The 25,459-nt window shown below is 33.4% G+C and carries 26 protein-coding genes; 23 read left to right on the top strand and 3 right to left on the bottom strand.

All coding sequences use genetic code 11. From position 1 onward, the window contains the following. The first annotated feature begins 16 nt into the window (after positions 1-16). From KFV12_RS04895 to KFV12_RS04930, 8 genes are all read left to right on the top strand, one after another. Positions 17-718: a CpsD/CapB family tyrosine-protein kinase gene (locus KFV12_RS04895; protein WP_099580633.1), complete on the top strand. Its 702-nt coding sequence runs from the start codon at positions 17-19 to the stop codon at positions 716-718. Positions 719-742: 24 nt separating this feature from the next. Next, positions 743-2,554 carry a polysaccharide biosynthesis protein gene (locus tag KFV12_RS04900; RefSeq protein WP_254257441.1) on the top strand — a complete coding sequence of 604 codons (1,812 nt, stop codon included), beginning with the start codon at positions 743-745 and terminating at the stop codon, positions 2,552-2,554. Between the two features lie 38 nt (positions 2,555-2,592). Further along, the gene (locus KFV12_RS04905) at positions 2,593-3,795 is read left to right on the top strand and encodes a hypothetical protein (protein ID WP_254257442.1); all 1,203 of its coding nucleotides are present in this window, start codon (positions 2,593-2,595) and stop codon (positions 3,793-3,795) included. Between the two features lie 8 nt (positions 3,796-3,803). Beyond that, positions 3,804-4,793: an NAD(P)-binding domain-containing protein gene (locus tag KFV12_RS04910; protein ID WP_111714442.1), complete on the top strand. Its 990-nt coding sequence runs from the start codon at positions 3,804-3,806 to the stop codon at positions 4,791-4,793. Next, positions 4,790-5,380, top strand: coding sequence for a sugar transferase (locus KFV12_RS04915; protein ID WP_099580641.1), 591 nt, complete (start codon positions 4,790-4,792; stop codon positions 5,378-5,380). The genes KFV12_RS04910 and KFV12_RS04915 overlap by 4 nt, the downstream gene beginning before the upstream one ends. Positions 5,381-5,409: 29 nt before the next feature. Continuing rightward, a complete protein-coding gene (locus KFV12_RS04920) occupies positions 5,410-6,546 on the top strand; it encodes a DegT/DnrJ/EryC1/StrS family aminotransferase (protein ID WP_133422816.1) in 1,137 nt (378 codons plus the stop codon). A 78-nt stretch (positions 6,547-6,624) separates the two neighbouring features. Beyond that, entirely contained in the window at positions 6,625-7,191 is a 567-nt protein-coding gene (locus KFV12_RS04925; RefSeq protein WP_254257443.1) for a YdcF family protein, read from the top strand. Positions 7,192-7,207: 16 nt separating this feature from the next. Beyond that, positions 7,208-7,792 (top strand): YdcF family protein, encoded by a 585-nt coding sequence (locus KFV12_RS04930; protein ID WP_254257444.1) that lies wholly within the window; start codon positions 7,208-7,210, stop codon positions 7,790-7,792. Positions 7,793-7,828: 36 nt separating this feature from the next. On the opposite strand, the gene KFV12_RS04935 is transcribed toward KFV12_RS04930, so the two are convergent. Then, entirely contained in the window at positions 7,829-8,242 is a 414-nt protein-coding gene (locus KFV12_RS04935) for an RrF2 family transcriptional regulator (RefSeq protein ID WP_239242864.1), read from the bottom strand. A 177-nt stretch (positions 8,243-8,419) separates the two neighbouring features. Between KFV12_RS04935 and KFV12_RS04940 the strand changes: the two genes are divergently transcribed. Beyond that, positions 8,420-9,568, top strand: a complete 1,149-nt coding sequence (locus tag KFV12_RS04940) for a globin domain-containing protein (RefSeq protein WP_254257445.1) — start codon at positions 8,420-8,422, stop codon at positions 9,566-9,568. A gap of 37 nt (positions 9,569-9,605) precedes the next feature. Here the strand turns inward: KFV12_RS04940 and folD are convergent, their stop codons facing one another. Beyond that, complete coding sequence (folD, locus tag KFV12_RS04945) at positions 9,606-10,454, bottom strand: bifunctional methylenetetrahydrofolate dehydrogenase/methenyltetrahydrofolate cyclohydrolase FolD (RefSeq protein WP_111714448.1); 849 nt, start codon at positions 10,452-10,454, stop codon at positions 9,606-9,608. A 210-nt stretch (positions 10,455-10,664) separates the two neighbouring features. Between folD and purE the strand changes: the two genes are divergently transcribed. Genes purE through purD form a run of 11 tightly spaced genes read left to right on the top strand, consistent with a single transcriptional unit; the run spans position 10,665 to position 21,788 of the window. After that, the gene (gene purE, locus KFV12_RS04950; protein ID WP_254257446.1) at positions 10,665-11,147 is read left to right on the top strand and encodes a 5-(carboxyamino)imidazole ribonucleotide mutase; all 483 of its coding nucleotides are present in this window, start codon (positions 10,665-10,667) and stop codon (positions 11,145-11,147) included. Continuing rightward, complete coding sequence (gene purK / locus KFV12_RS04955; RefSeq protein WP_239242865.1) at positions 11,134-12,252, top strand: 5-(carboxyamino)imidazole ribonucleotide synthase; 1,119 nt, start codon at positions 11,134-11,136, stop codon at positions 12,250-12,252. The genes purE and purK overlap by 14 nt, the downstream gene beginning before the upstream one ends. Then, complete coding sequence (gene purC, locus KFV12_RS04960) at positions 12,249-12,950, top strand: phosphoribosylaminoimidazolesuccinocarboxamide synthase (RefSeq protein WP_239242866.1); 702 nt, start codon at positions 12,249-12,251, stop codon at positions 12,948-12,950. The genes purK and purC overlap by 4 nt, the downstream gene beginning before the upstream one ends. 2 nt (positions 12,951-12,952) lie before the next feature. After that, positions 12,953-13,213: a phosphoribosylformylglycinamidine synthase subunit PurS gene (gene purS, locus KFV12_RS04965; RefSeq protein WP_099580658.1), complete on the top strand. Its 261-nt coding sequence runs from the start codon at positions 12,953-12,955 to the stop codon at positions 13,211-13,213. After that, positions 13,213-13,875, top strand: coding sequence for a phosphoribosylformylglycinamidine synthase subunit PurQ (gene purQ / locus KFV12_RS04970; RefSeq protein WP_239242867.1), 663 nt, complete (start codon positions 13,213-13,215; stop codon positions 13,873-13,875). The genes purS and purQ overlap by 1 nt, the downstream gene beginning before the upstream one ends. A 2-nt stretch (positions 13,876-13,877) precedes the next feature. Next, positions 13,878-16,058, top strand: a complete 2,181-nt coding sequence (gene purL / locus KFV12_RS04975; protein WP_254257447.1) for a phosphoribosylformylglycinamidine synthase subunit PurL — start codon at positions 13,878-13,880, stop codon at positions 16,056-16,058. Continuing rightward, positions 16,037-17,455 carry an amidophosphoribosyltransferase gene (purF, locus tag KFV12_RS04980; protein ID WP_254257448.1) on the top strand — a complete coding sequence of 473 codons (1,419 nt, stop codon included), beginning with the start codon at positions 16,037-16,039 and terminating at the stop codon, positions 17,453-17,455. Before purL ends, purF begins: the two co-directional genes overlap by 22 nt. A 2-nt stretch (positions 17,456-17,457) precedes the next feature. Beyond that, entirely contained in the window at positions 17,458-18,489 is a 1,032-nt protein-coding gene (purM, locus tag KFV12_RS04985; RefSeq protein WP_239242870.1) for a phosphoribosylformylglycinamidine cyclo-ligase, read from the top strand. A gap of 1 nt (position 18,490) precedes the next feature. Next, positions 18,491-19,057, top strand: coding sequence for a phosphoribosylglycinamide formyltransferase (gene purN / locus KFV12_RS04990; RefSeq protein WP_111714456.1), 567 nt, complete (start codon positions 18,491-18,493; stop codon positions 19,055-19,057). A 10-nt stretch (positions 19,058-19,067) separates the two neighbouring features. Further along, positions 19,068-20,546 (top strand): bifunctional phosphoribosylaminoimidazolecarboxamide formyltransferase/IMP cyclohydrolase, encoded by a 1,479-nt coding sequence (purH, locus tag KFV12_RS04995; RefSeq protein ID WP_111714457.1) that lies wholly within the window; start codon positions 19,068-19,070, stop codon positions 20,544-20,546. Positions 20,547-20,555: 9 nt separating this feature from the next. Continuing rightward, the gene (gene purD, locus KFV12_RS05000) at positions 20,556-21,788 is read left to right on the top strand and encodes a phosphoribosylamine--glycine ligase (RefSeq protein WP_254257449.1); all 1,233 of its coding nucleotides are present in this window, start codon (positions 20,556-20,558) and stop codon (positions 21,786-21,788) included. 29 nt (positions 21,789-21,817) lie between these two features. Here purD and KFV12_RS13275 read toward each other — a convergent pair whose 3' ends face one another. Beyond that, the gene (locus KFV12_RS13275; RefSeq protein ID WP_255724817.1) at positions 21,818-21,949 is read right to left on the bottom strand and encodes a hypothetical protein; all 132 of its coding nucleotides are present in this window, start codon (positions 21,947-21,949) and stop codon (positions 21,818-21,820) included. A 140-nt stretch (positions 21,950-22,089) separates the two neighbouring features. On the opposite strand from KFV12_RS13275, the gene auxA reads away from it, so the two are divergent. The 3 genes from auxA (at position 22,090) to KFV12_RS05015 (ending at position 25,349) form a co-directional block, all read left to right on the top strand. Next, complete coding sequence (gene auxA, locus KFV12_RS05005) at positions 22,090-23,370, top strand: lipoteichoic acid stability factor AuxA (protein ID WP_240838198.1); 1,281 nt, start codon at positions 22,090-22,092, stop codon at positions 23,368-23,370. Positions 23,371-23,571: 201 nt separating this feature from the next. After that, positions 23,572-24,741 (top strand): class I SAM-dependent rRNA methyltransferase, encoded by a 1,170-nt coding sequence (locus KFV12_RS05010; RefSeq protein WP_254257450.1) that lies wholly within the window; start codon positions 23,572-23,574, stop codon positions 24,739-24,741. A 74-nt stretch (positions 24,742-24,815) separates the two neighbouring features. Beyond that, on the top strand, positions 24,816-25,349 hold the full coding sequence (locus KFV12_RS05015; RefSeq protein WP_111714461.1) for a DUF697 domain-containing protein: 534 nt from the start codon (positions 24,816-24,818) through the stop codon (positions 25,347-25,349). The last annotated feature ends 110 nt before the right edge of the window (positions 25,350-25,459 follow it).

A 25,459-nucleotide genomic window follows, 5' to 3' on the forward strand; every position in this document is an offset into this window, starting at 1 on the left:
ACAAAGGAGTTTTATTATGTTCAAGAAAAGTAAAAGTAAGATAAAAAATAGAACGGAAAAAGCTAGAAAATTAATCACTTTAGAAGATCCTAAATCGCCTGTGTCAGAGCAATTCAGAACTTTACGAACAAACATTTCATTTTCGACACCAGGTAGCCAATTACAAAAGTTACTTGTAACATCTTCTGTACAACAAGAGGGTAAGTCAACAGTTTCAGCAAATCTTGCCTGTGTATTTGCGCAAAATAATACAAAGGTTTTATTCATTGATGCAGATATGCGAAAACCGACTGTTCATAATACGTTTGGAGTAAAAAATGCTGTTGGTCTGTCGACATATCTCACAGAACAAAGCACATTGAAACAAACTATTCAACCAACTGAAGTAGAAAACTTAGATATTATGTCAGCTGGGCCTGTCCCACCAAATCCTTCTGAGTTATTAAACTCAAAAAATTTAGACATAATGCTTGATGAATTATGCACATACTATGATTTAATAATCTTTGACAGTCCTCCAGTTTTATCTGTAACTGATTCACAAATTATTTCCGCAAAAGTAGATGGCATGGTATTAGTTATTGATAAACAAGAAAATAATAAATCCAATGTTAAAGAAGCGCGTGATTTATTAACTGTAAGTGAAAACTCTAAATTATTAGGTATAGTATTTAATAATGACGAGTATGACACAGATAAATATTACGTTTATCAATAATTAGTTATAGAGAGGATTTTTTGTATGCATAAGAATTTCAAAACGTTACTACTCGTCTTAATCGATACCTTAATAGTAATTGGCTCAGTATTTCTTGCCTGGTTAATTATTAAAGGATCGACTCCTGAGCCGAATATATACTTTGTAGTAACAGCTGTATCGATATTATTAGCCTATCTCTTATTTGCCTTTTTATTTAATTTATTTAATAGATTATGGATTTACGCAAGTGTTAAAGAATTATTATCTATTGTTTATGCCGTAACATTAGCAGTATTTGTCGGTACAGTATTAACATATTTAGTTTTAACTTTAATGAGAGAAACGAACAACATTATCTTTGGTGCAGTAATCATCATTTGGTTATGCCTTATCGTCTTTATTGGTGCTACTCGTATTTTCTTTAGAGTATTTAAAAAGAATAATGAGAATACTGAAGAATTTGAACGTGTATTAATATTTGGTGCTGGTCGAGGCGGTACAACACTCGCACGCCAAATGGAAAATGTACCTTCTATGAAAATGAAGCCGGTAGTATTTTTAGATGATGATGTTAACAAATATAAGCAAGTCATTAACGGTGTTAAAGTGATGGGTTCTAGAAATGATTTACGTGCTTCGATCGATAAATATAATATTGATAAAGTAATTCTAGCGATTCCATCGTTGACTCAATATAAATTAAAAGAACTTTATGATATATGTATTGAGTCAGGCGTTAAAGTTCAAATAATGCCTAATATTGATGATGTATTAACAGGAAAAAAAGAAGTTGCCCATCTTAAAAATATTGATTTAGAAGATTTACTCGGTCGAGATCCTGTTAGATTAGATTCAGATGGTATTCGAGATGAAATTAATAATAAAACAATATTAATTACTGGCGCTGGAGGCTCTATTGGTTCTGAAATCGTTAGACAAGCTTCTAGCTTTGGTCCGAAACGTGTGTTATTAGTAGGTCATGGTGAGAATAGTATATATAACATCACAATGGAAATGAAGAATCGTTTTAAGGATGGACACATTAATTTTGTACCTGTTATTGCCGATATTCAGGATCGTGACAGAATGTTTAAAATTGTTGAGAAATATCGTCCAGACATTGTTTTCCATGCTGCAGCACATAAACATGTACCATTAATGGAAGCTAATCCTAAAGAAGCGATTAAAAATAATATTTTTGGCACAAAAAATATTGCTGAAGCGAGTGATGCATTTGGCGTTAAAACATTTGTAATGGTGTCAACTGATAAAGCAGTTAATCCGCCAAATATCATGGGTGCAACGAAACGTTGGGCAGAAATGGTTGTACAAAATTTAGACAAACGATCTGAAACTAAATTTGTTGCTGTTCGTTTTGGTAATGTTTTAGGTAGTCGTGGATCAGTAATTCCATTATTTAAAAAGCAAATTGAAAATGGTGGTCCTGTAACAGTCACACATCCTGATATCACAAGATATTTCATGACGATTCCAGAAGCAAGTAGACTCGTTATACAGGCAGGAGTACTAGCTGATGGTGGGGAAGTGTTTGTACTTGATATGGGAGAACCAGTTAAAATCGTCGATTTAGCAAAAAATGTAATTGAACTTGCAGGCTATTCAATAGAAGACATTGGGATTGAATTTACTGGTTTAAGACCTGGTGAAAAAATGTATGAAGAATTATTGAATGAAAATGAGGTTTCTGAAGATCAAGTTCATGAAAAAATTTATGTTGGTCGTGCAGTACCTAAAGACTATGATGCGTTAATGGCAGATATTGATCGATTAATGTCAATGTCTGATGATGATGTTAAGGCACTTGTGATCGGTGAAGCAAATAAGAAGTTTTAATTATAACCGAACAAAATAAGTGAGTAGGAGTACAAGCAATGGAAAAAAGTCAAATACGAACTGCTGTAATTTTTACAGCGTTTATTACAATAATGTTTTTAATAACCATCGCCTTGTATTATGTGAGCTTAGCTACTGGATACCATGGTCTCGCTATCCCCATTTTAGGTGGTAGTGATGATGGAGTATTCTATTTAGAAAATGCACTTGAAATTAAGAATGGTGGTAATGCCATTCTTACTTCAGTGCATGTTCTTGTATTAGGCTATGTTTTAAAGCTCTTTAATACAGAATATGTATTTTACTTAAAGATGTTTAACTTTTTAGGTGTTATACTGTTTGCGATTGTTTCGTATTTATTAATACGTACATTAGTTGGTAGTCGACATGCAATGAATCTTTATAGTTTGTTTTTAGGGATGATGTTACTATTTATTAGTTTCGTCTATGTTTCAACCATTTCCATTATCCGTGATATTTGGATATTTGATTTCTTCTTGTTAACGGTTTGGTTATTTGCTATTTTTCTAAAATCAAATAGTATTGCAAAAGTTTTATTAATAATACCTATATTGTTATCTATGTTTCTATTATTTAGTTATAGAGATTATGCAGCAGCCTCATTTTTAGGTGCGGCAGGATTATTTATCTTCTTTAATCGCAAAAATAAATCTACAAATACTGGAATTGTAGTGATTACTGTTCTTGTATTACTTGGAATTTACTATACTGTGTTAAAAGACTTTGAAATTCCTTTTGTAGGTTTAAGCTTAGCTGATGCCTTAAATTATCGTAAAAACGGACAAGAACTGTATGCTGGTGCAAGTCAGTTGAATATTTCACTGGATCAACCGAATTACATTTTCTTTTTATTCAGTTATGTTTATAGTCTTATCAGTAATGCATTAGGACCATTACCATTCCAAGTACGTGGTTTTAGTACACTTGTATTATTCTTAACAGAATCAATTCCTATGACAATTATTTTCTTTTATATATATATAAATAGAAAATCATTAGAATATATCGATAAAATGTTATTAACACAAAGTTTAATCTGGTTTTTATTTATTGGAATAACAAATGATAATCTAGGTACAGGTTCACGTCTTAGAATTTCAGGCTACTTATTTATCTTGCTCGTATTTGCAAAAATTTTCTATATGAAAAATTGGGGCAAAAAAATAGATGAAAAACATGAAATTTGGAAAAATAAAAGTCAGTTTGTAAACAGAAGATGAGGTGACCTATGGATTTCTTAAAATTAAGAGAAGAGTTTAAAACGCAAAGTTATGATTCAATTGTTCTAGCGACAACTTCTAATCATCGTTCCGATTTTCTTAGATTACCTGATAAATATATTAATGGTCAGAAATGTATGAGTTTCTCAATCGCTAATCCAGCGATAGCGACAGAAGTAATTCAAATCTTTGATGGTACTGCAAAATATATTTATGTAGATGTTGAAAGAAAACAAGATATAGATTTTATTACGATTGCACAAGAGAATATACAAATAAGTCGTTTACGTGAAATGAAGCCTAACGATTTAGCTATGGAAGCGGCAGATATTTTAATCTACAAAACAATTAAAGATAAGAATTCAAATGTATTAATTGTTGGTACAGGAAATATAGGTATTAAACTTGCTATACGTTTAACAGAACGTAACTATAATGTCTTCTTACACGGACGTAATAAAGAAAAGGTCGATAACTTTGTAACGATGATAAATCAAATGTTACCAAAATATAGTAAAAAAATTAAAGCATGGAACGAAGAATCTATAGATGTATTATGCTCGATGGTTTCTGCAGTTGAAGTAATTGATGATTCATATATTCCATACCTTAAAAATGGTGCGCTTGCAATCGACGGAGGCATCGGCAATTTCTCTAAAGGATTTATTAAAAATGCACATTTAAAAGATATCAATGTATTACGTTTAGACGTACGAATTTCAAATGACCTACTAAATGGCATAGATCAATCTTATAATTCTAATTTCTTTACTGATATTAAAGGTGAAAAGGATTTTAATGGTATCCATATCGTATCTGGTGGTATTATTGGAAAAGAGGGAGATGTAATCGTTGATCGAATCCATATTCCTAAACGCGTTATAGGCATTGCTAATGGCATCGGTGGTGTAAAACCAGTTGATACAATCAGTGATAAAGAAAAAGAACAAATCAATATCATTAATGAAGAAATTCGAAAAGAGGCAGATAGAAAATGAAAAGACTATTTGATATCGCAGTAAGTGGGACAGCACTTGTATTACTTAGCCCTGTTATCGTAACTTCTGCAGTGCTGATTAAGAAAAAGCTTGGTTCACCCGTATTATTTAAGCAAACTCGTCCTGGTAAAAACGGTGAACCATTTGAGATTTATAAATTTCGTACAATGACTGACGAGAGAGATACACAAGGTGAATTATTACCTGATGCAGAGCGTTTAACTGATTTCGGTAAAACATTACGTAAACTCAGTATCGATGAATTACCTCAATTGTTAAATGTGTTAAAAGGTGATATTAGCTTAGTCGGACCTCGTCCATTACTGATGCAATATTTACCATTATATAATGAACATCAAAAACGACGTATGGAAGTTCGACCTGGGATTACTGGGTGGGCACAAGTAAATGGTCGTAATAACATCAGTTGGGAAGAAAAATTTGATTTAGATGTATGGTATGTTGACCATCAAAGTTTTATACTAGATTTATACATCATATACTTAACAGTTGTAAAAGTATTTAAGCAGTCAGATATTAGTCAGGATGGGCATGCTACAGTACCGGCATTTACTGGTACAAAATAAAATCGTAATAAATGAAAGAGGGCATTATAATGAATAAACGTTTACATTTATCAATTGCACATATCGGTGAAAATGAACAAAAATATGTTAAAGAAGCATTTGATCAAAATTGGGTTGCTCCTCTCGGACCTAACGTAGATAAATTTGAAGAAGTAGTATCTAATTATGTAGGAAGACATTCAGGTGCGGCTTTAAATTCTGGAACTTCAGCGATTCACTTAGCAATTAAATTGTTAGATATTAAAGAAGGAGACACAGTCTTCTGTTCTTCACTGACATTTATTGCAAGTGCAAATCCAATTTGCTACGAAAAAGCAACGCCTGTATTTATCGATAGTGAACGCGAAACATGGAATATGTCTCCTGTTGCATTAGAAAAAGCATTAAAAGAAGCGAAAGCTAATGGTAAATTACCGAAAGCAGTTGTGATTGTAAACCTTTATGGTCAACCTGCGAAGTTCGATGAATTACTTGCATTATGTGATGAATACGGTGTACCAGTGATTGAAGATTCAGCTGAAAGTTTAGGTGCTGAATACAAAGGAAAGAAATCAGGATCTTTTGGTAAGTTCTCAATCTTTTCATTCAATGGCAACAAAATCATCACAACAAGTGGTGGTGGTATGTTGATGACAGATGATGATGAATTAACGAAAAAAGCGCGTTTCTTATCTACACAAGCTCGTGATCAGGCTATTCATTATCAACATAGCGTGGTTGGATATAATTACCGTTTAAGTAACGTATGTGCAGGTATTGGTCGTGGACAAATGGAAGTTTTGGATGATCGTGTAAATCGTCGTCGTGAAATCTTTGATATTTATGCGCGTGAAATTGGCGATATCGATGGTATTGAATTAATGCCTGAATTAGCAGAAACGAAATCAAATCGTTGGTTAACAGCTTTAACGATTGATCCAGTTAAATTAGGTATTCAACCTAATGATTTAATTGCTAAATTAGCTGAAGAAAATATTGAATCTCGTCCTGTATGGAAACCATTGCATATGCAACCTGTATTTGAAGGTACAAAGTATTATACACATGATGAAGATGTTGCCAAAGATTTATTCGAAAGAGGATTATGTTTACCATCAGCTTCATTAATGACTGACGAAGATGTTGTATTTGTTTGCGATTCAATTAAGAAAATTATTCAAAAATAAATCCAATTAAAAACTGAAATGAAAGTTTCAGTTTTTTTTGAATAAAGTGAAAAATGAGCTGTTGAAAGTGGGATTTATATGAAAAACTTTTGGCGACTATTATTAATATTTACCATTCTTTTATATATTGGAAGTACATTAGTATTTACATTCTTTCATCATCAATTCAAACATCTAGCGATAAATGATCATATAAAATCAAGTAATTGTGTATTGGTTTATAACCCTGAGCAAGATAAAGAGATATTAAGCACTGCAAAACAATTATTAGTTAAAAATCCAGAAAGTAAACTTATATATACGCCTTTTATTGTCAATGATGATGTTAATAGTTTACAATTACTGAAAGAAGTAGGCATTAATAAGTTGAGCGTTATTCCAGAATATTATAGTGTTTCTATGAAAGATTCAGCGATAAGTGCTGCTGAAATTATGCATAATGAAAATATGGATGATTGTATTCTTGTTGGGCGTGACTATGAAATGAAACGTTTAGTTTCAACATTTGAGAAAACTAATCCATTATTTAACTTTTATCATCAGTCTGTGAAATTAAAAGGTAAAAATTATTTAGAAACAGCTGAAGGTAGAAAATCAGCAGAACATGAGTTATGGCAATATCCAAAACTATGGTTAAATCGATAACAGGAGGAACAAATCAATGAAGAAGAAATTGCTTGGTATTATCGGTGTGTTATTATTATTAGCAATCATTGCAGTGGGAATTGGAATATGGAGTTATAACAATGTTGATCATGGTGATAAACCGAAGAAAAGCGATGTAATCATAATGATTGATGGTGGAGATAGTGGTCGATATACTGAAACAGGTCGTTTCTATGAAGAAAACTATGCACCTAAAGTCATGATTTCACCTGCAATTGAAGATAAAAATGGTTTAAATAATGTTAAAGCAGTAGAAGAAGCGGGTGTACCAAGTAAGGCTATAATAAAAGAGATGAAGGCAACATCAACCTGGACAAATGCTACGGAAACTTTAAAATTAATGAAAGAACATAATTTAAAGTCAGCGTTAGTAGTTACAAGTGATTATCATGCAACGCGTACGAAACTTGCATACGATCGTGCAAATAAAGATTATGGCTATGATATTTCAGTAGTCGGTGTTAAAAGTAAAGATGGACTTAAATGGAATGAATATCAGGCAGGTAAAGATCAAGCATTCCGTGAAGCGTATATTCTTCCGGCATATTGGTTAGGTTTGTATAAATTTATTGACCTATAAACATATTGAAAGCACTAGGAGAAATCCTAGTGCTTTTTATAGTGTAAATGTTTTTTTCGCAAGTATATCTTTTAAAGTATATTGATCAAGCACTTTTAAATATGCAGACAAAGCTTCTCCTAACACACTCATCAAACCGCAATGATCAATAATTGGGCAAGTATTCGTCTCTCTATCAAAGCATTCAACAATATTGAAATGTTCTTCTGTTTTTCTGATAAGTTTGCCAATATTGATTTCATCAGGAGCCATCTTAAGCGTAATACCACCACCACGACCACGGGTAGTTTCGATATAACCTAAAGTACCTAAATTATTTACAACTTTAGTTAAATGATTTTTAGAGATATTATAAAATTTTGCAATTTCATCTATTTGTGTACGTTGCTCAGATCTCGCTAGAAACATGAGTACTCGTAAAGAATAGTCTGAGTATAAAGTAAGCTTCATGTTAATCCTCTCCTCATACCATTATTATAGTCTTTTTTTTATCAAATAAAAAATTAATATTTTACTAATTTATGAATATTATTAAAGGATTATGGTTGAGTTTTTCTCTTTATAGATGTAACATTATAGATGTGTTTTAAAGATATATTTTAAATACTACTTTTAGGGGGAAGAAAAATGTTAACAGAAGAAACAAAAAGTATTATCAAGGCAACGATTCCGGTTTTAGAAGAGCATGGTGACGCAATTACTACAGCATTTTATAAACATATGTTTGAAGAACATCCGGAATTACTGAATATTTTCAATAAAACAAATCAAAAATTAGGCCGACAACAGACTGCATTAGCTCAAACAGTAATTGCAGCAGCAAAACATATTGATCATTTAGAAGCCATTATTCCAAATGTTAATCAAATAGCACATAAACATAGAGCTTTACAAATTAAAGAAGAACATTATCCAATCGTTGGAGAGAATTTAATTTGGGCGATTGGTCATGTATTAGGAGATGCAGCGACACCAGAAATTATTGATGCATGGACGAAAACATATGGCGTTATCGCTGATGTCTTTATTCAAATGGAAAATGCGTTATATGAAGAAGAAGAATGGCATGATTTTAAACCGTTTAAAGTTATTGATATTAAAGAAGAAAGTGCAGAAATTAAATCATATACTGTTATTTCTGATGATATTAAAGTTCAACCGATTAAAGCTGGACAATATATTACAGTTAAAGTACATCCTGAAAATGAAGAAAATGATGCATTACGCCATTATTCAATTTGTTCAGTAGATTCTACTAAAGGGATTAAATTTGCAGTGAAACGTGATGTAGCAGGCAGTGAAAAAGGAATGGTTTCTAATTACTTACATGATAATGTAAAAGTTGGAGATGAATTATTATTATCAGCACCGGCAGGAGAGTTTACTGTAGATGCACCGCAAGAGAAAGATATCGTATTAATCAGTGGTGGTGTAGGTATGACACCAATTATGGCAATGCTAGAAGATGAAGATAAAAAAGGGCGTAATATTAAATTCATACATTCTGCTTATAATAGAGACGCTGTGCCATTTAAAGCAGAAATAAAGAAATTTCATAATAAAGAAAATGTTCAATTTTTCTTCAATTATTCAGAATCTGTTGGTCGTTTAAATAAAGCAAAATTAACGGATATTATAAATGGTAATGAGGAAATTTATATGTGTGGATCTGTTGCTTTCATGGAAGCGATGTTAGAAGTATTCAATGAAATGAATATTGATCGTAGCCAAGTTCACTTTGAACCATTTGGTCCAAAAATGAGTATAACAATATAAAAAACTGGTACATTTGTACCAGTTTTTTTGTCTATATTTACTTCATACTGCGTTTTGCTGCTAATAATGTATTGTTTAATACCATTGTAATTGTTAATGGACCAACACCACCTGGTACTGGTGTAATTGCACTGGCTACTTCACTTACTTCATCATATTTCACGTCGCCTGTTAATTTACCATCTACTACAGTGTTACCAACATCTACTACAACAGCTCCTGGCTTAACATCTTCTTTAGTAACCAATCCAGGCTTACCAACCGCTGAAACAATAACGTCAGAACGTTTTAATACATCTTTCATATTCTTACTACGAGAGTGTAATAATGTTACCGTTGCGTTTGCATCAGTTAATAATTTAGAAACAGGTTGTCCTACAATATGGCTACGTCCAATTACTGCAACGTCTTTGCCTTCTAAATCCATATCAGCATTTTTTAAGATCTCCATGATGCCAAGTGGCGTACATGGAATATATGTTTCAACACCTGCATACAAGCGACCTATATTGATTGGATTAAATCCATCAACGTCTTTTTCTGGTGCAATTTTTTCTAATACTTTTGTTTCATCAATTTGCTTAGGTAGTGGCACTTGTACTAAAATACCATGAACATTTGCATCATTATTCAATTTTTCAATTTCGTTTAATAAAGTTTCTTCTGTTGTCGTTTCATCTAAGTGAATAATTTCAGATGACATTCCAATTTTTTCTGCTGATTTTTTCTTGTTATTTACATAACTTTGACTTGCACCATCATTTCCTACAAGGATTACTGTTAAATTTGGTGTAACGCCTTGTGCTTTTAACGCTTCTACTTCTTTTGCTAATCCTGCGCGATAATCTACCGCAATTTGTTTACCATCTAACACTTTTGCTGTCATGAAAAAATCCCTCCATCTTTTTTTCGAACGATTAAGTTTATTATAGCAAAAAAACAATCAAAAATACGAACAAATATTAATATTTTTATAAAAAAGTTTGTAATTGTTCGTAATTTACATTGAAAAATCAAACCCTAATTGTTATGCTATATAAGTAATATACACTTAATTTAAAGCGTTTATCAAATAATTCATAAAGGGTGATAAAAGGTGAAGGTAGCAGTAATTATGGGATCCTCTTCTGACTGGTCTACAATGAAGGAAGCTTGCGAAATGTTAGAATATTTTGATGTTTCTTATATTAAACAAGTTGTTTCGGCGCATAGAACCCCATTAGAAATGGTTGAATTTGCAAAGAATGCACGTAATAATGAAGTCGATATTATTATCGCTGGTGCTGGAGGTGCTGCTCACTTGCCAGGTATGGTAGCTTCTATGACTACTGTTCCGGTGATTGGTGTGCCAATCGAAACGAAGGCGTTAAAAGGAATGGATTCATTACTTTCTATCGTACAAATGCCGGGTGGAATTCCTGTAGCAACAACAGCTATCGGTAAAGCGGGTGCTAAAAATGCTGGTATACTAGCTGCGCGAATATTGAGCTTAAAAGATGCAAAGCTAATTGAGCAGTTAGATCGATATGAAGCTTCATTAGTAGAGAAAGTTGAGGCGATGCAGCATGACCTTAAATAAGTTTAAAATTGGTCAGTCGATTGGAATCATTGGCGGTGGACAGCTTGGAAAGATGATGGCACAGTCCGCTCAGAGAATGGGATTTAAAGTGAATATTTTAGATCCAGATCCAACATGTCCAGCAAGATTTGTTGCACATAAATTTATTGAATCACCTTACAATGATTTAAAAGGTTTGAAAGCGTTAAGCAACGTTAGTGATGTAATCACATATGAATTTGAAAATATCAATGCAGAAACATTAAAAGAAATCTGTAGTGAAAACAATGTTCCCCAAGGATATGAAACTGTTGGCATTTTGCAAAATCGTCTTTCTGAAAAAGAAGCAATCGCATCAAGCGGTGCTAAAGTTGTACCATACTATAAAGTTGATTCTAAAGCTTCTCTTGATATTGCGATAGCCGATCTTGACTATCCGATTGTATTGAAAACTGTATTTGGTGGATATGATGGTAAAGGTCAGCTTGTATTAAAGAGTGATGCTGAGCTGGATGAAGCATATAAAATGGTAGAAGATGCAGTACTTGTTGCTGAAAAAATGATCGAACTTGATAGAGAGATTTCTATAACGGCATCACGAAACATACAAGGGGAAATTGTTTATTTTCCTGTACAGGAAAATATTCATCGTAATCAAATTCTTTTTAAGACAACAGTTGAAAAGGAACATGCTTATAAAGATGCAGCAGTTGCAGAAGTTGAAAAAATTATCTCTAAAATTCACTTTGTTGGTACATTTACTGTTGAATTCTTTATTGATAAGACTGGTGAATTATACGTTAACGAAATTGCGCCAAGACCTCATAATTCAGGTCATTATTCTATAGAAGCATGTGATTATTCACAGTTTGATACACATATCCTATCAGTAATTGGCTATACATTACCTAAACAAATCAGACTACACGAAAAAGCTGTGATGTATAACTTATTAGGACAAGATTTAGATGCTATGGAGCATTATTTCAATAATCATCCGGAATGGCATGTTCATGTGTATGGCAAAGAAGTGAGAAAAGAAAATCGTAAAATGGGACATATTACCCTTTTGTTAGACGATAAAGAGGATACGTATTATCCTATATATGAGGAGATGATGTCATGACATTAGTTTATGAAGGTAAAGCTAAACGCGTATTCAATACTGATGATAGTAATATTTATCGTATTAAATATAAAGATGAAGTAACAGCTGGTAATGGTGCAAAGAAAGATAAGATGGAAGGAAAAGGGCGCTTAAATAACTTAATTACGAGTTATTTCTTTGAAAGATTAGCAAAAGAAGGCGTTGATAGTCATTTTATTGAACGTACGAGTGACACTGAGCAACTCGTGAAGAAAGTAACGATTATTCCGTTAGAAGTTGTTGTAAGAAATTTTGCTGCAGGATCAATTGTAAAAAGACTGGGCTTTGAAAATGGTCAGGCATTTGAAAAACCGCTCGTTGAATTCTACTACAAAGAAGATGCATTGAATGATCCTTTTATCTCCGATGACCATGTTAAGTTATTAGGTCTAGCAAATGACGCAGATATCGCTGAATTAAAACGTCAGGCATTAATCGTAAATGAAACATTAATTAAGATAATGGATGAAATGAATTTAAAACTTATTGATTTTAAAATTGAATTTGGTAAAGATAGCGATGGCAATATATTGTTAGCTGATGAAATTTCACCGGATACTTGTCGTATTTGGGATAAAGAAACAAATGAGAACTTCGATAAAGATGTTTACCGCAATGATACAGGATCACTAATTGAAACATATACTAAATTTTATAATAAACTGGAGGCATTATAATCATGACTAAAATTGAATTACACATCACTTTACAACCACAGGTATTAGATACTCAAGGCCAAGCTTTAACACGTGCAGTACACGATTTAGGATATAAACAGGTTGATGACATTCGCGTTGGAAAAGTATTATATATGACGGTTGACGAAGCAAGTGAGCAGGCAGTAGCGAATGTTGTAAATACATTAAGTGAAAAATTGTTTGCAAACACAGTTATCGAGGAGTACAGCTACAAAATTATTGAAGATGAGGAGACAAAATAATGAAATTTGCTGTTATTGAATTTCCTGGTTCTAACTGTGATAGAGATATGTTCAATGCAGCTCTTAACACAGGCTTTGAAGCGGAATATGTTGATTATAGAAAAACTTCATTAGAAGGATTTGACGGTGTATTAATTCCTGGTGGATTTTCATTTGGTGATTATTTACGTTGTGGCGCGATGGCTCGCGTTGCTCCGATTGTTCCTGAAGTTAAGCGTTTAGCAGAAGAAGGTCGTCCTGTATTAGGTGTTTGTAATGGATTTCAAATTTTAACGGAGATTGGATTATTACCTGGTGCTTTAATGCATAATACAAGTCATAAGTTTATTTGTCAAAATGAATCATTAACAATTGTTAATAATGAGACGAAATTTACGCATCAATATGATAAAGACGAAACAGTCATCTATCCTATCGCACACGGTGAAGGTAATTATTATTGCTCACCTGAAACGTTAAAAGAATTACAGGACAACAATCAGATTATCTTAACTTATAAAAACAATCCAAATGGTTCTATTGAAGATATTGCTGGCATTGTGAATAAAGAAGGTAACGTATGCGGCATGATGCCTCACCCAGAGCGTGCAATGGAATCATTATTAGGTACAGATGATGGCGTGAAGTTATTCCAATCAATTTTAGAAAGTTGGGGGAAATAAGAATGGTTAAATTTTTAGAGCCAAATGAACAAGAGATTAAAGATAATAAGTTATATGCAGAAATGGGCCTAACAGATACAGAATACGATAAAGTAGTAGAAATATTAGGGCGTAAGCCAAACTACACTGAAATCGGAATTTTTTCTGTAATGTGGAGTGAACATTGTTCATATAAACATTCTAAACCTTTCTTGAAGCAATTCCCTGTAACTGGTGAACGCGTATTAATGGGTCCTGGTGAAGGTGCTGGGGTCGTTGATATCGGTGATAACCAAGCTGTAGTATTTAAAGTAGAATCTCATAACCATCCTTCTGCAATCGAGCCTTACCAAGGTGCAGCAACAGGTGTTGGTGGGATCGTTCGTGATATCGTATCAATCGGAGCACGTCCAATCCAATTATTAAACGCATTACGTTTCGGTGAATTAACCGAAAAACAAAATAAACGATTGTTCTCAGGTGTCGTTGCTGGTATCGGTGGATACGGTAACTGTATCGGAATTCCAACGGTAGCTGGTGAAATTGAATTTGATTCTCGCTATGATGGTAACCCACTTGTTAATGCAATGTGTGTTGGTATTATTGATCACGACAAAATTCAAAAAGGAACTGCTAAAGGTACTGGCAACCCTGTAATTTATGTTGGTTTAAAAACTGGTCGTGACGGTATTCACGGCGCGACATTCGCATCTGAAGAGTTAAGTGAAGAAAGTGAAGCGAAACGTCCATCAGTACAAATTGGTGATCCATTCGTAGGTAAAAAGTTAATGGAAGCAACACTTGAAGCGATTACTTATCCAGAATTAGTCGGTATTCAAGATATGGGTGCTGCAGGTCTTACTTCTTCAAGTTCAGAAATGGCTGCAAAAGGTGAGTCCGGTATTCACTTACATTTAGAGAAAGTACCTACACGTGAAGCGGGTATTTCACCATACGAAATGATGTTATCAGAAACACAAGAACGTATGTTACTAGTAGTAGAAAAAGGTACGGAACAAAAATTCTTAGACTTATTTGAACACCACGAATTAGACGCAGCAGTAATCGGAGAAGTTACAGATACAGATCGCTTCGTTTTAACATATGAAGGTGAAGTCTTTGCAGACATTCCTGTTCAACCGTTAAGCGATGAAGCACCTGTTTACGTATTAGAAGGTAAAGCAGCTGAATTTGCTGATGTTGATTATAACTATGACAACATTGATGCAAAAGATGTATTTACTCGCCTGTTAAATCATCCAACAATTGCATCTAAAACATGGGCATATTCACAGTATGATCAACAAGTTGGTGCAAATACGATTATTAAACCAGGTTTATCAGCTGGTGTAACGCGTGTGGAAGGCACAAATAAAGCAATTGCTTCAACAATTGATGGTGAAGCACGATATGTCTTTAATAATCCATATGAAGGCGGAAAAATGGTAGTAGCGGAAAGCTACCGCAACTTAATTGCAGTTGGTAGTTTACCACTTGCGATGACAGATTGCTTAAACTATGGTAATCCAGAAAAGCCTGAAATTTATCAGCAATTAGCTGATTCTACTAAAGGTATGGCCGAAGCGTGTGCTGCACTTAATACGCCAGTAGTATCAGGTAACGTATCTTTATATAATGAAACAAAAGGTGATGCAATCTTCCCAACACCAGTTGTAGGTATGGTTGGATTAATTGAAGATGTAAATTATTTAAATGATTTCAAACCACAAGCTGGTGAGAAAATTTACTTAGTTGGAGATATTAAACCAGATTTCGGTGGATCACAGATTGAAAAATTATTATTCAATGAAGTATCTCACGTAACGTCAAATATAAATTTAACAGAAGAAGTAGAACGTGGAGAAACAATTCGTAAAGCGATTACTGAAAGTAAATTATCACACGTACAAGCAGTAGGTAAAGGTGGATTAGCGATTAAATTAGCGCAAATCACTGCTTACTTTAATACAGGAATTGATGCTCGAGTGGATGCATCAAACGCAGAAGTATTTGCAGAAACACAAGGCAATTATATTTTAATCGCAAAAGAAGGTTATGTTCCTGAAAATGCAGTTGAAATTGGAACATTTGGTGGAGATACATTTACATTAAAAACAAACCAAGGCGAAATTACTGAAAGTGTTGAAACAATCAGTCAGTCTTGGAAAGGGGCAATCGAAACATGTATGACATCAGAGGCCTAAATGAAGAATGTGGCGTTTTCGGTATTTGGGGTCACCCAAATGCCGCTGACCTCACGTATATGGCACTACATTCATTACAGCACCGTGGGCAGGAAGGTGCTGGTATTGTATGTTCTGACGAGTCGAATATTTACGGTGCACGTGGTATGGGTTTATTACCAGAGGCGATCAGTCAAGTTAAACTAAGTTCATTAAGTGATTTTAATCATGCGATTGGACATGTTCGATATGCAACAACAGGTGCATCTGAACTGTCAAATGTGCAGCCGTTTATTTTTAAACATTCTAAAGGTGATATCGGTTTAGCACACAACGGTAACTTAACAAACGCAGAACAAATTAAATTAGCACTAGAATCTGAAGGTGCAATCTTCCAGACATCTAGCGATTCTGAAGTATTAGGGCATCTACTTTTAAAGGCGAAATCAAATAATAAATTAGCTAATTTTAAAGCTGCACTAAACCAAATTAAAGGTGCATTTGCATTTTTAGTTTTACATCCGGAGCAAATGTTTGTGGCACGTGATAGTAATGGTGTACGTCCGTTAATGTTAGGAAAAGTAGACGGCGCTTATTGTGTTGCAAGTGAAACATGTGCATTTACAGCAATAGGTGCTGATTACATTCGTGATATAGAACCAGGTGAAGTACTTGTATTTTCTCATGACGGTTTAGTAGAAGATACTTATACAACGAACACTGAATCACATATGTGTTCAATGGAATATGTATATTTTGCTCGACCTGATTCTGAATTCAGAAAACACTCGATTTATGAAGTTCGTAAAGCTTTAGGGAAACAACTTGCAAAAGAGATGAATATAGAGGCTGATATCGTTATCGGAGTTCCTGATTCCTCTTTACAAGCAGCAAAAGGATTCTCTATTGAATCTGGTATTCCGAATGAACAAGGATTAATTAAGAATCGTTATGTGGGTCGTACATTTATCGCACCTAACCAAACTCTACGTGAACGTGCGGTACGTATGAAGCACTCACCAGTTAGAGACGTCATTGAGGGGAAGCGTGTCGTTGTCATCGATGATTCTATCGTACGTGGGACAACAAGTAAGTTTATTGTGAAGACTTTAAAAAATGCGGGTGCAAAAGAAGTACATATGGCTATTTCTTCTCCGCCACTTATTCATCCTTGCTATTACGGTATCGATGTTTCAACACATGCCGAACTCATCGCATCCGATAAAAGTGTAGAAGAAATTAAAGACATTTTAGAAGTAGACTCATTAACATATTTATCTGTTGAAGGTATGCACGAAGTGTTTAGTCAATTCGATTCAAAAGGTGAATGTAACGCTTGTTTCACTGGAAATTATCCGATTGAAATTATTGATCACTTATTACCTGAAGACAAAGAGAAAAAGAAGAAGGGAGTCTAACCATGGCTGAGAGTTATAAAGAATCTGGAGTAGATATTCACGCTGGGTATGAAGCGGTAGAAAGAATGAAGAAACACGTTGATAGGACGATGCGTAAAGAGGTACTTGGTGGATTAGGTAGCTTTGGTGCTGCATTTGATCTTTCACAGTTAAACATGAAGCAACCTGTACTTGTTTCAGGTACTGATGGTGTCGGAACGAAATTACGATTAGCAATTGATGCTGACAAACACGATACAATCGGTATTGACGCTGTGGCAATGTGTGTTAATGATATTTTAACGACAGGTGCAATGCCGCTATATTTCTTAGATTATTTAGCATTAAATAAAGTAGACCCAGTCATCGTTGAACAAATTGTTAAAGGTGTAGCTGAAGGGTGTGTACAAAGTGAATGTGCATTAATCGGTGGAGAAACCGCTGAAATGGGCGATATGTATCACACTGGAGATTATGATATTGCTGGATTTGCAGTTGGTGCTGTTGAGAAACCTGAATACATCGATGGTTCAAAAATTGCTGAAGGTGATGTTATTTTAGGATTAGCATCAAGCGGTATTCATTCTAATGGCTATAGTTTAGTTAGAAAAATTATTAAAGATAATCATTTAGATTTAAATGCTGAGTTTGCTGATGGTAAAACCCTACTAGACACAGTATTAGAACCTACGCGAATTTATGTCAAAGCAGCTAAAGCAGTATTAGAAAATGCAAAAGTAAATGGCATGTGTCATGTTACTGGTGGAGGTTTTATCGAAAATATTCCACGTGTATTTCCTGCTGGTGTTTATCCGGAAATCGATGTTACTTCAATACCTAAATTACCGATCTTTGATTTATTACAGGAAAAAGGTCAAATCGATGCTTTAGAAATGTATAATATTTTTAATATGGGTATTGGTTTCATCTTTATCGTGAATGAAAGTGAAGTTGAAAAAATTCAATCAATTATTCAATCTCAATTCAATGAAGAAATTTATACGATTGGTAAAGTTGTTTCAGGTGATAAAGAGATAGAAATCACGGGGGTATAACATGAAGAAAGTTGCAATTTTTGCATCTGGTAATGGTTCTAACTATGAAAAGATTATGGAAAATATTCAGGCAGACTATTTAACAGATATTGAAGTAGTTGGACTATATACTGACAAAAGAGAAGCTTTTGCTATAGAACGCGCAAGAAGATTTAGAACCCCTATTCAAATCTTTGAGCTTGCACAATATGACAATAAAATTGCTTACGAAAAAGCTATATTAGAACAACTTCAAAAAGATAAAGTAGAATGGATAATTCTTGCTGGATATATGAAACTTGTTGGGGAAACTTTGCTGGATGTTTATGAAGGAAAAATACTCAATATTCATCCTTCACTTTTGCCGAGTTTTCCGGGCAAGAATGCAGTTGGACAAGCTTTGCAATACGGTGTTAAAGTGACAGGTGCAACAGTGCATTATGTCGATATGGGAATGGATACTGGAAAGATTATAGATCAGATGAGTTGTCCAATTTACGAAGACGATACCGAAGCTACTTTACAATTGCGTGTACAAAATCTTGAATATGAATTGTACCCTAGAGTAATAAAAAAATTGATTCAATAAGGAGTCGACAATGAAAAAAGCATTATTAAGTGTATCTGACAAAACTGGCATTATTGAATTTGCACAAAATTTAGTAGCAAATGACTATGAAGTATATTCTACTGGTGGAACTAAAAAAACTTTAGAAGAAAATAATATACCCGTAAAATCAGTGAGCGAATTAACTAACTTTCCTGAAATTATGGATGGAAGAGTAAAAACATTACATCCTAAAATTCATGGTGGTATTTTAGCGGATCGTGATAATAGCGAACATGTTGCAGCATTAAAAGCCCATAACATTGCCCCAATAGACCTTGTTGCAGTAAACCTTTATCCGTTCGAAGCCACGGTAGCTAAACCAGATGTTACTGAAGCAGATGCAATTGAAAATATCGATATTGGTGGACCAACAATGTTACGTTCTTCTGCTAAAAACTTTAAACATGTTATTACAGTAGTTGATCCGTCAGATTACAATACAATAATTGAAAAAATTAAAGCAGATGCGGTTGATTACGAATTCCGTAAATCATTAATGGTAAAAGTATTTTCTCACACAAATAAATATGACGAAGCGATAGTAAACTTCTTTAGCAATAATAAAGAATCATTACGTTATGGTGAGAACCCTCATCAAGCGGCTGAATTCATAAAAACGAGTGACGCAAATAATACATTAGCAGGTGCGAAACAATTGCATGGTAAGCCGCTAAGCTTTAACAATATTAAAGATGCAGATGCTACCCTTTTCTTAGCGAAACAGTTTGATATGCCTGCAGCAGTGGCTGTAAAACATATGAATCCTTGTGGTGTTGGAACGGGCAGTACAATTCAGGAGGCTTTCCAAAATGCTTATGATGCGGATGCACAAAGTATCTTTGGGGGTATTGTTGCAGTGAACCGTGAAGTTGATAAAGCAACTGCTGAAATTATGCATTCAATATTCTTAGAAGTTATTATTGCACCAAGCTTTAGCAACGAAGCTTTAGCAGTGCTTACGCAAAAGAAAAATTTACGTTTACTTGAAATTGATATGACGATTGAAGATAAAGAAAAAGAATTTGTTTCTGTTTCTGGCGGATATTTAGTACAAGATAAAGATTTATTAAACGTTAAAAAAGAAGACATGCGTGTTGTAACAAATACACAACCTACAGAAGCACAATGGAAAGCGATCGAATTAGGCTGGAAAGTAGTAAAAAGTGTGAAATCGAATGCCATTGTTTTAGCGAATGAAAAACAAACTGTCGGTATCGGTGCTGGTCAAATGAACCGCGTTGGTTCAGCTAAAATTGCCATTGAACGTGCAATTGAAATAAATGATAATGTAGTCATGGCAAGTGACGGATTCTTCCCGATGAGTGATACTGTTGAAACAGCACATGCTGCCGGTATTAAATGTATCGTTCAGCCAGGAGGATCAATTAAAGATCAGGATTCAATCGATAAAGCAAATGAATTCGGTATCACAATGGTTATGACAGACGTTCGTCATTTTAAACACTAGGAGGCAGTTATGAAAGTATTAGTTATTGGTTCTGGTGGTAGAGAACATGCTTTAGCGCGTAAGGTTGGTCAATCTGAACGCGTAGATGAGGTATATGTAATTCGAGGCAATGAAGCGATGGCAAAAGAAGCTAAAGTCATTGATATCGCAGAAAATGACCATGATGCAATTGTGAAGTTTGCAAAAGACAATCAAATTGATTTAGTCGTTGTAGGTCCGGAACAACCATTAATTGATGGATTAAGTGATCGTTTAACAGAAGCAGGTATCAAGACGTTTGGTCCGAATGCAAATGCAGCCCAAATGGAAGGATCAAAAGATTTTGCAAAAGTATTAATGGAAAAATATAATATTCCGACAGCAAAATATAAAACAATCAACGATAAAACAGAAGCAATCGCCTATGTGAAAGCACAAGGAACACCAATCGTCATTAAATATGACGGATTAGCAGCTGGTAAAGGTGTAGTAGTTGCAATGGATGATGAAACTGCCTTTGACGCTATTAATGATTTTTATACAGAAAAGGATGCTAAAGTTGTCTTTGAAGAGTACCTTGAAGGTGAGGAATTTTCACTGATGGTATTTGTAAACGATGATTTCTGTATTCCGTTTGATACGATAGCTCAGGATCATAAACGTGCATATGATGGTGATAACGGACCAAATACAGGAGGCATGGGTGCATACTGCCCTGTAAGTCATATTAGTGATGAAATAATCGAACGCACAAATAATGAAATTGTTTATCCTATCGTTGAAGCGATGCATAAAGAAGGACTCAATTATTTCGGAATACTTTATGTTGGTGCTATTGTAACTGCAGAAGGTCCGAAAGTCATTGAATTTAATGCAAGGTTTGGTGACCCTGAAGCACAAGTTTTATTACGCCGATTAGAAACAGATTTCATTGATTTGATTGAAGCGGTTGATCAAAAACAACCTCTTGATTTAGTATGGAGAAATAAGACGATATGTGGTGTAGTTCTTGCGTCAAAGGGATACCCGGGTAATTATGATAAGGGAACGGTTGTTAAAGGATATGATTATCAGCAAGATTATATTGTATCGGCTTTAAAACAAGTAGACGGTGAATGGGTCACTACAGGAGGCAGAGTAATGATTGCTCTAGGAGAAGGTCATGATTTAGCAGAGGCTCAGTCAAATAGCTATAAACTTGTTGAAAATATTAAAAGCGATGGATTGTTTTATCGAACAGATATTGGTAATAAAGGTATTTAAAAAAGTCGCCAATTTGGCGACTTTATTTATTATTCAAATGTTTTTTGGATATCTTCTTTTGTTTGCTCGTTGCCACCATTTTCATTCTCTTGCTCTTGCTTATCATTATTTTCTTTTGCTTCTTCAGCAGCTTCTTTAATTTCTTCGTATTTGTCAGTCATACTAACTACCTCCTATACTTGTTATGTTTTATTTATTCCCTGAATTAAATAGGTTAAACATTCTCATACTTAAGGATGATTTTTTATGATTTAAAAGACATTTAATAAGTATTTTCATATAATGGTAGAGAGGTGGAATTATGAACTGGATTAAAACACATTTTGAAATACTAATTGGCTACTTTATAGCTGCCATAAGTATATTTTTGGGTATTTTTATTATTTATCATGGCAATCAGATTGCGCATTTTAAAGATATAGATATCAATAAATTACATATGTATAACTTTTTTGATTTTATTAATATTTATATTTTTGAATTAATTAAACTATTAAGCCATTATATCAAAAATTATCCTGCTATTTACGGCGTTCTATTAATTATTATAGGTTTATCATTTATCTATATTTCAAGAAAGCTTAAAGAAACGACCATTTTTGATAAAACGATCGCATACTATTATCTTTTAGCAGCAAGTATCATTTTGCTTGTAATCATCATCTTTTTATTTGAAGTATATGGTATATTTTCATTGTTTTATTTATTATTTTTTATCTTTCTTGTTTATTATACGATTAATCGTCGTAAACTCAATGAGCATTACCGTAAATTTCATTTTGTGGTATTGATTGGAGTATACGGGATAGCTTATTTTATGTCACAACTTGCTGTCTATGATAATTTAAATAAAGAAAAAGTATCACCGTTAGATGTTATGAGTATTAACTTTTATTTTATAGTACTACTTTTAATTGCAGCATTATGTTTGTTTAATTATGTTTTCCTGAAAAGAACATTACCAACAAAAAATGATGATCATGAAAAATTAAGTCGCCGCAATAAAAAGAAAAGAGATTTACAAATCAATCAGAAGTTACAGGAAGGAACAAATTCAACGATTGAAAAACTATCAACAACGTCGTTAAAGGTTGATGAAAAAATAATATTATGCTTTAAAAGAGCGATTAATTCTATTAAAGATAAAATTAATCTTGAAGAAGAAGACATACCTTCGTGGTTTAAACGTCCAAGATGGATAAGGTCATTTCATATTGAAATTTTACTTAGTGCATTAATGTTCGTCATTACAGTTATTGAACTGAATAATCGTAATATCTTATTTGATGCAAGTAAATTTAATGTCGTAAAAATGCAATATTTCTATGAATGGATTAATCTAGTTGGACTACTGATGATTATCATAGCATATATTTATTTCTCTATTAGAATTCATTTCAAAAGAAAAGGATACTTTGGTCAACTTTTTACAATTTCTTTTTTGACGCTAAAAATTGTGACGAGTATTTATTTAATGGTATTTAAAGGTATAAACTTAGCACTGTTTATCCCACCTATTTTATTGCTGATGTTTATGTTTGTTGTACCGCTATATATTATTCACATACGTAAACGATATTAATACGCGTGATATAACACACCGCTTAATTAATTTGTGAAATTATTGTTGTGTACTACAACAATACGGTATATAATCAAAGAGTAAACATTAACCCATGGGGATGGGAGTTAATTTTTCCGAATATATATCACGGCAGTTGCCTCTGATGGCAACTGCCGTTTTTGTGTTATAGTAAAATTATCAAACTAAAGGAGTACAAACATGAAAAGCGTATTACTCAAAAAAAATAAACAGGAAAAATTTAAACAAGGTTATCTTTTAATAGAAAATGATGATATTTATCAAAAAGATGATATCCATGAGGGAGAATTATTTATTGTTCAAAGTGATACCGGCCAGCATTTAGGTACATTTTATTGTGGATTACAAAATAGAGGATTTGGCTGGAAAGTTAGTGAAGGCTATGTATCAGCTTTAGAGACATCATACTTTATTAATTTATTTGAAACTGCTAAAGAATTTAGAGCGTCTTTATTCAATGCGACTGATACAAATGCATTTCGACTATACAACGGTGAGGGCGATGGATTAGGTGGCTTCACGATAGATAGTTATGATGGACATTTATTAATTCAGTGGTATTCAAAAGGAATCTATCAGTTTAAAACTGTGATTGTAGAAGCAATTCAACAAATCTTTGAATATAAAAGTATATTTGAAAAACTTAGATATGATAAAAATGTGACGACTCACCAAATAACTGATGAAACTATTGAATTTCCAATAATGATCTTAGAGAATAATCTCAGTTACATGATTGATTTAAATGACGGTGCTATGACCGGTCTATTTCTGGATCAACGAGATGTACGTAAGAAATTATTGAAGCTTGAGACGAAAGGAAATGACTTCCTGAATCTATTTGCTTATTCGGGTGGCTTTTCTATTGCTGCAGCAACGAATAGCTATAAAACTACAAATGTGGACATTGCAAAGCGATCTATTGAACTGATGGAACAGAATTTCGCTATTAACGAATTAACTTTAGAATCTCAGAAGTTTTATACTTTAGATGCGTTCGATGCATTGAAATATTTTGCGCGTCATCTTAATACATTTGATGCGATCATCATAGATCCACCTAGTTTTTCACGTAATAAGAAAAAAGTATTCTCTGTAAAAGATAATTATCATGAACTCATAGAGGCTGCTGTTCCGCTCGTGAACTATAATGGTTATTTAATTTTATCGACGAATGCTTCTAATGTACCGTTAAAACAATTTAAAAAAATGATAACAGATACGCTAACGCCATTATGCCAATTTGAAATTGAATCAATTATGGGTCTTCCTAAAGACTTTAAAACAACTGATAAATATAAAGCTTCGAAATATTTAAAAGTAATTACAATTAAAATCTTATCAGAATAAAACTTTTAGATTAAAACTAAATTATTTAGGGAATATACTTTTAAGAAATTTGATTAAATTTTAGAGGTGATAATATGGGTATTTTAAATTCAGCAATTAATATAGCGACCAATGCTATGAATAAAGATCAAAAAGTTAAGAAAGAAATTAATCAGCTTCCTAAAAATGAAAGTGATTTAATTGATCGTCGTGAACGCTCGGAAAAATTAATTCATAATAAATCGTTAATGAGTTCAGCAGCAGCAGTTGTTCCGATTCCTGGCATTGATGTGACTGCAGATATGAAATTAATGTCAGATATTATTGAGGAAATTAATGCAGTATATGGTTTAAGCCATAAACAAGTGAGTGGTTATAGTGATGAAATGAAACAAAAAATAGTTTTTTCGGCTGCTAAAACAGGCAGCGATTTCATCGGTAAAAAAATTACTAAAGGATTAGTAGCTGTTTTATTTAAAACACTGCTTCGAAGAGAAGTACTGAAACAATCGAAATGGGTACCGGTTATCGGACAAGCTGTCTCTGGAACAATAAGCTATTATATGATGCAAAAGTTAGGCAAAGCACATATTGAAAAATGTGAAAAAGTAGCAAGAGAATTAATGTAAATCAAAAATTTAAATTTTACAAGTTTCAGACATTTTGATATTTGTAGTGATAATTGTCTAATATAATACGTTGAATTAATTGAAGTTAAGGGATTTATTTGATATATTAT

It is taken from the genome of Macrococcus epidermidis, assembly GCF_024205965.1.
In the GTDB taxonomy this organism is placed as follows: Bacteria; Bacillota; Bacilli; order Staphylococcales; family Staphylococcaceae; genus Macrococcoides; species Macrococcoides epidermidis.

Excerpts from the sequence above, each read along its gene's own strand:
- KFV12_RS04895 (WP_099580633.1), top strand. The coding sequence starts at position 17 with ATGTTCAAGAAAAGTAAAAGTAAGATAAAAAATAGAACGGAAAAAGCT.
- KFV12_RS04900 (WP_254257441.1), top strand. The coding sequence starts at position 743 with ATGCATAAGAATTTCAAAACGTTACTACTCGTCTTAATCGATACCTTA.
- KFV12_RS04905 (WP_254257442.1), top strand. The coding sequence starts at position 2,593 with ATGGAAAAAAGTCAAATACGAACTGCTGTAATTTTTACAGCGTTTATT.
- KFV12_RS04910 (WP_111714442.1), top strand. The coding sequence starts at position 3,804 with ATGGATTTCTTAAAATTAAGAGAAGAGTTTAAAACGCAAAGTTATGAT.
- KFV12_RS04915 (WP_099580641.1), top strand. The coding sequence starts at position 4,790 with ATGAAAAGACTATTTGATATCGCAGTAAGTGGGACAGCACTTGTATTA.
- KFV12_RS04920 (WP_133422816.1), top strand. The coding sequence starts at position 5,410 with ATGAATAAACGTTTACATTTATCAATTGCACATATCGGTGAAAATGAA.
- KFV12_RS04925 (WP_254257443.1), top strand. The coding sequence starts at position 6,625 with ATGAAAAACTTTTGGCGACTATTATTAATATTTACCATTCTTTTATAT.
- KFV12_RS04930 (WP_254257444.1), top strand. The coding sequence starts at position 7,208 with ATGAAGAAGAAATTGCTTGGTATTATCGGTGTGTTATTATTATTAGCA.
- KFV12_RS04935 (WP_239242864.1), bottom strand. The coding sequence starts at position 8,242 with ATGAAGCTTACTTTATACTCAGACTATTCTTTACGAGTACTCATGTTT.
- KFV12_RS04940 (WP_254257445.1), top strand. The coding sequence starts at position 8,420 with ATGTTAACAGAAGAAACAAAAAGTATTATCAAGGCAACGATTCCGGTT.
- folD (WP_111714448.1), bottom strand. The coding sequence starts at position 10,454 with ATGACAGCAAAAGTGTTAGATGGTAAACAAATTGCGGTAGATTATCGC.
- purK (WP_239242865.1), top strand. The coding sequence starts at position 11,134 with ATGACCTTAAATAAGTTTAAAATTGGTCAGTCGATTGGAATCATTGGC.
- purC (WP_239242866.1), top strand. The coding sequence starts at position 12,249 with ATGACATTAGTTTATGAAGGTAAAGCTAAACGCGTATTCAATACTGAT.
- purS (WP_099580658.1), top strand. The coding sequence starts at position 12,953 with ATGACTAAAATTGAATTACACATCACTTTACAACCACAGGTATTAGAT.
- purQ (WP_239242867.1), top strand. The coding sequence starts at position 13,213 with ATGAAATTTGCTGTTATTGAATTTCCTGGTTCTAACTGTGATAGAGAT.
- purL (WP_254257447.1), top strand. The coding sequence starts at position 13,878 with ATGGTTAAATTTTTAGAGCCAAATGAACAAGAGATTAAAGATAATAAG.
- purF (WP_254257448.1), top strand. The coding sequence starts at position 16,037 with ATGTATGACATCAGAGGCCTAAATGAAGAATGTGGCGTTTTCGGTATT.
- purM (WP_239242870.1), top strand. The coding sequence starts at position 17,458 with ATGGCTGAGAGTTATAAAGAATCTGGAGTAGATATTCACGCTGGGTAT.
- purN (WP_111714456.1), top strand. The coding sequence starts at position 18,491 with ATGAAGAAAGTTGCAATTTTTGCATCTGGTAATGGTTCTAACTATGAA.
- purH (WP_111714457.1), top strand. The coding sequence starts at position 19,068 with ATGAAAAAAGCATTATTAAGTGTATCTGACAAAACTGGCATTATTGAA.
- purD (WP_254257449.1), top strand. The coding sequence starts at position 20,556 with ATGAAAGTATTAGTTATTGGTTCTGGTGGTAGAGAACATGCTTTAGCG.
- KFV12_RS13275 (WP_255724817.1), bottom strand. The coding sequence starts at position 21,949 with ATGACTGACAAATACGAAGAAATTAAAGAAGCTGCTGAAGAAGCAAAA.
- auxA (WP_240838198.1), top strand. The coding sequence starts at position 22,090 with ATGAACTGGATTAAAACACATTTTGAAATACTAATTGGCTACTTTATA.
- KFV12_RS05010 (WP_254257450.1), top strand. The coding sequence starts at position 23,572 with ATGAAAAGCGTATTACTCAAAAAAAATAAACAGGAAAAATTTAAACAA.
- KFV12_RS05015 (WP_111714461.1), top strand. The coding sequence starts at position 24,816 with ATGGGTATTTTAAATTCAGCAATTAATATAGCGACCAATGCTATGAAT.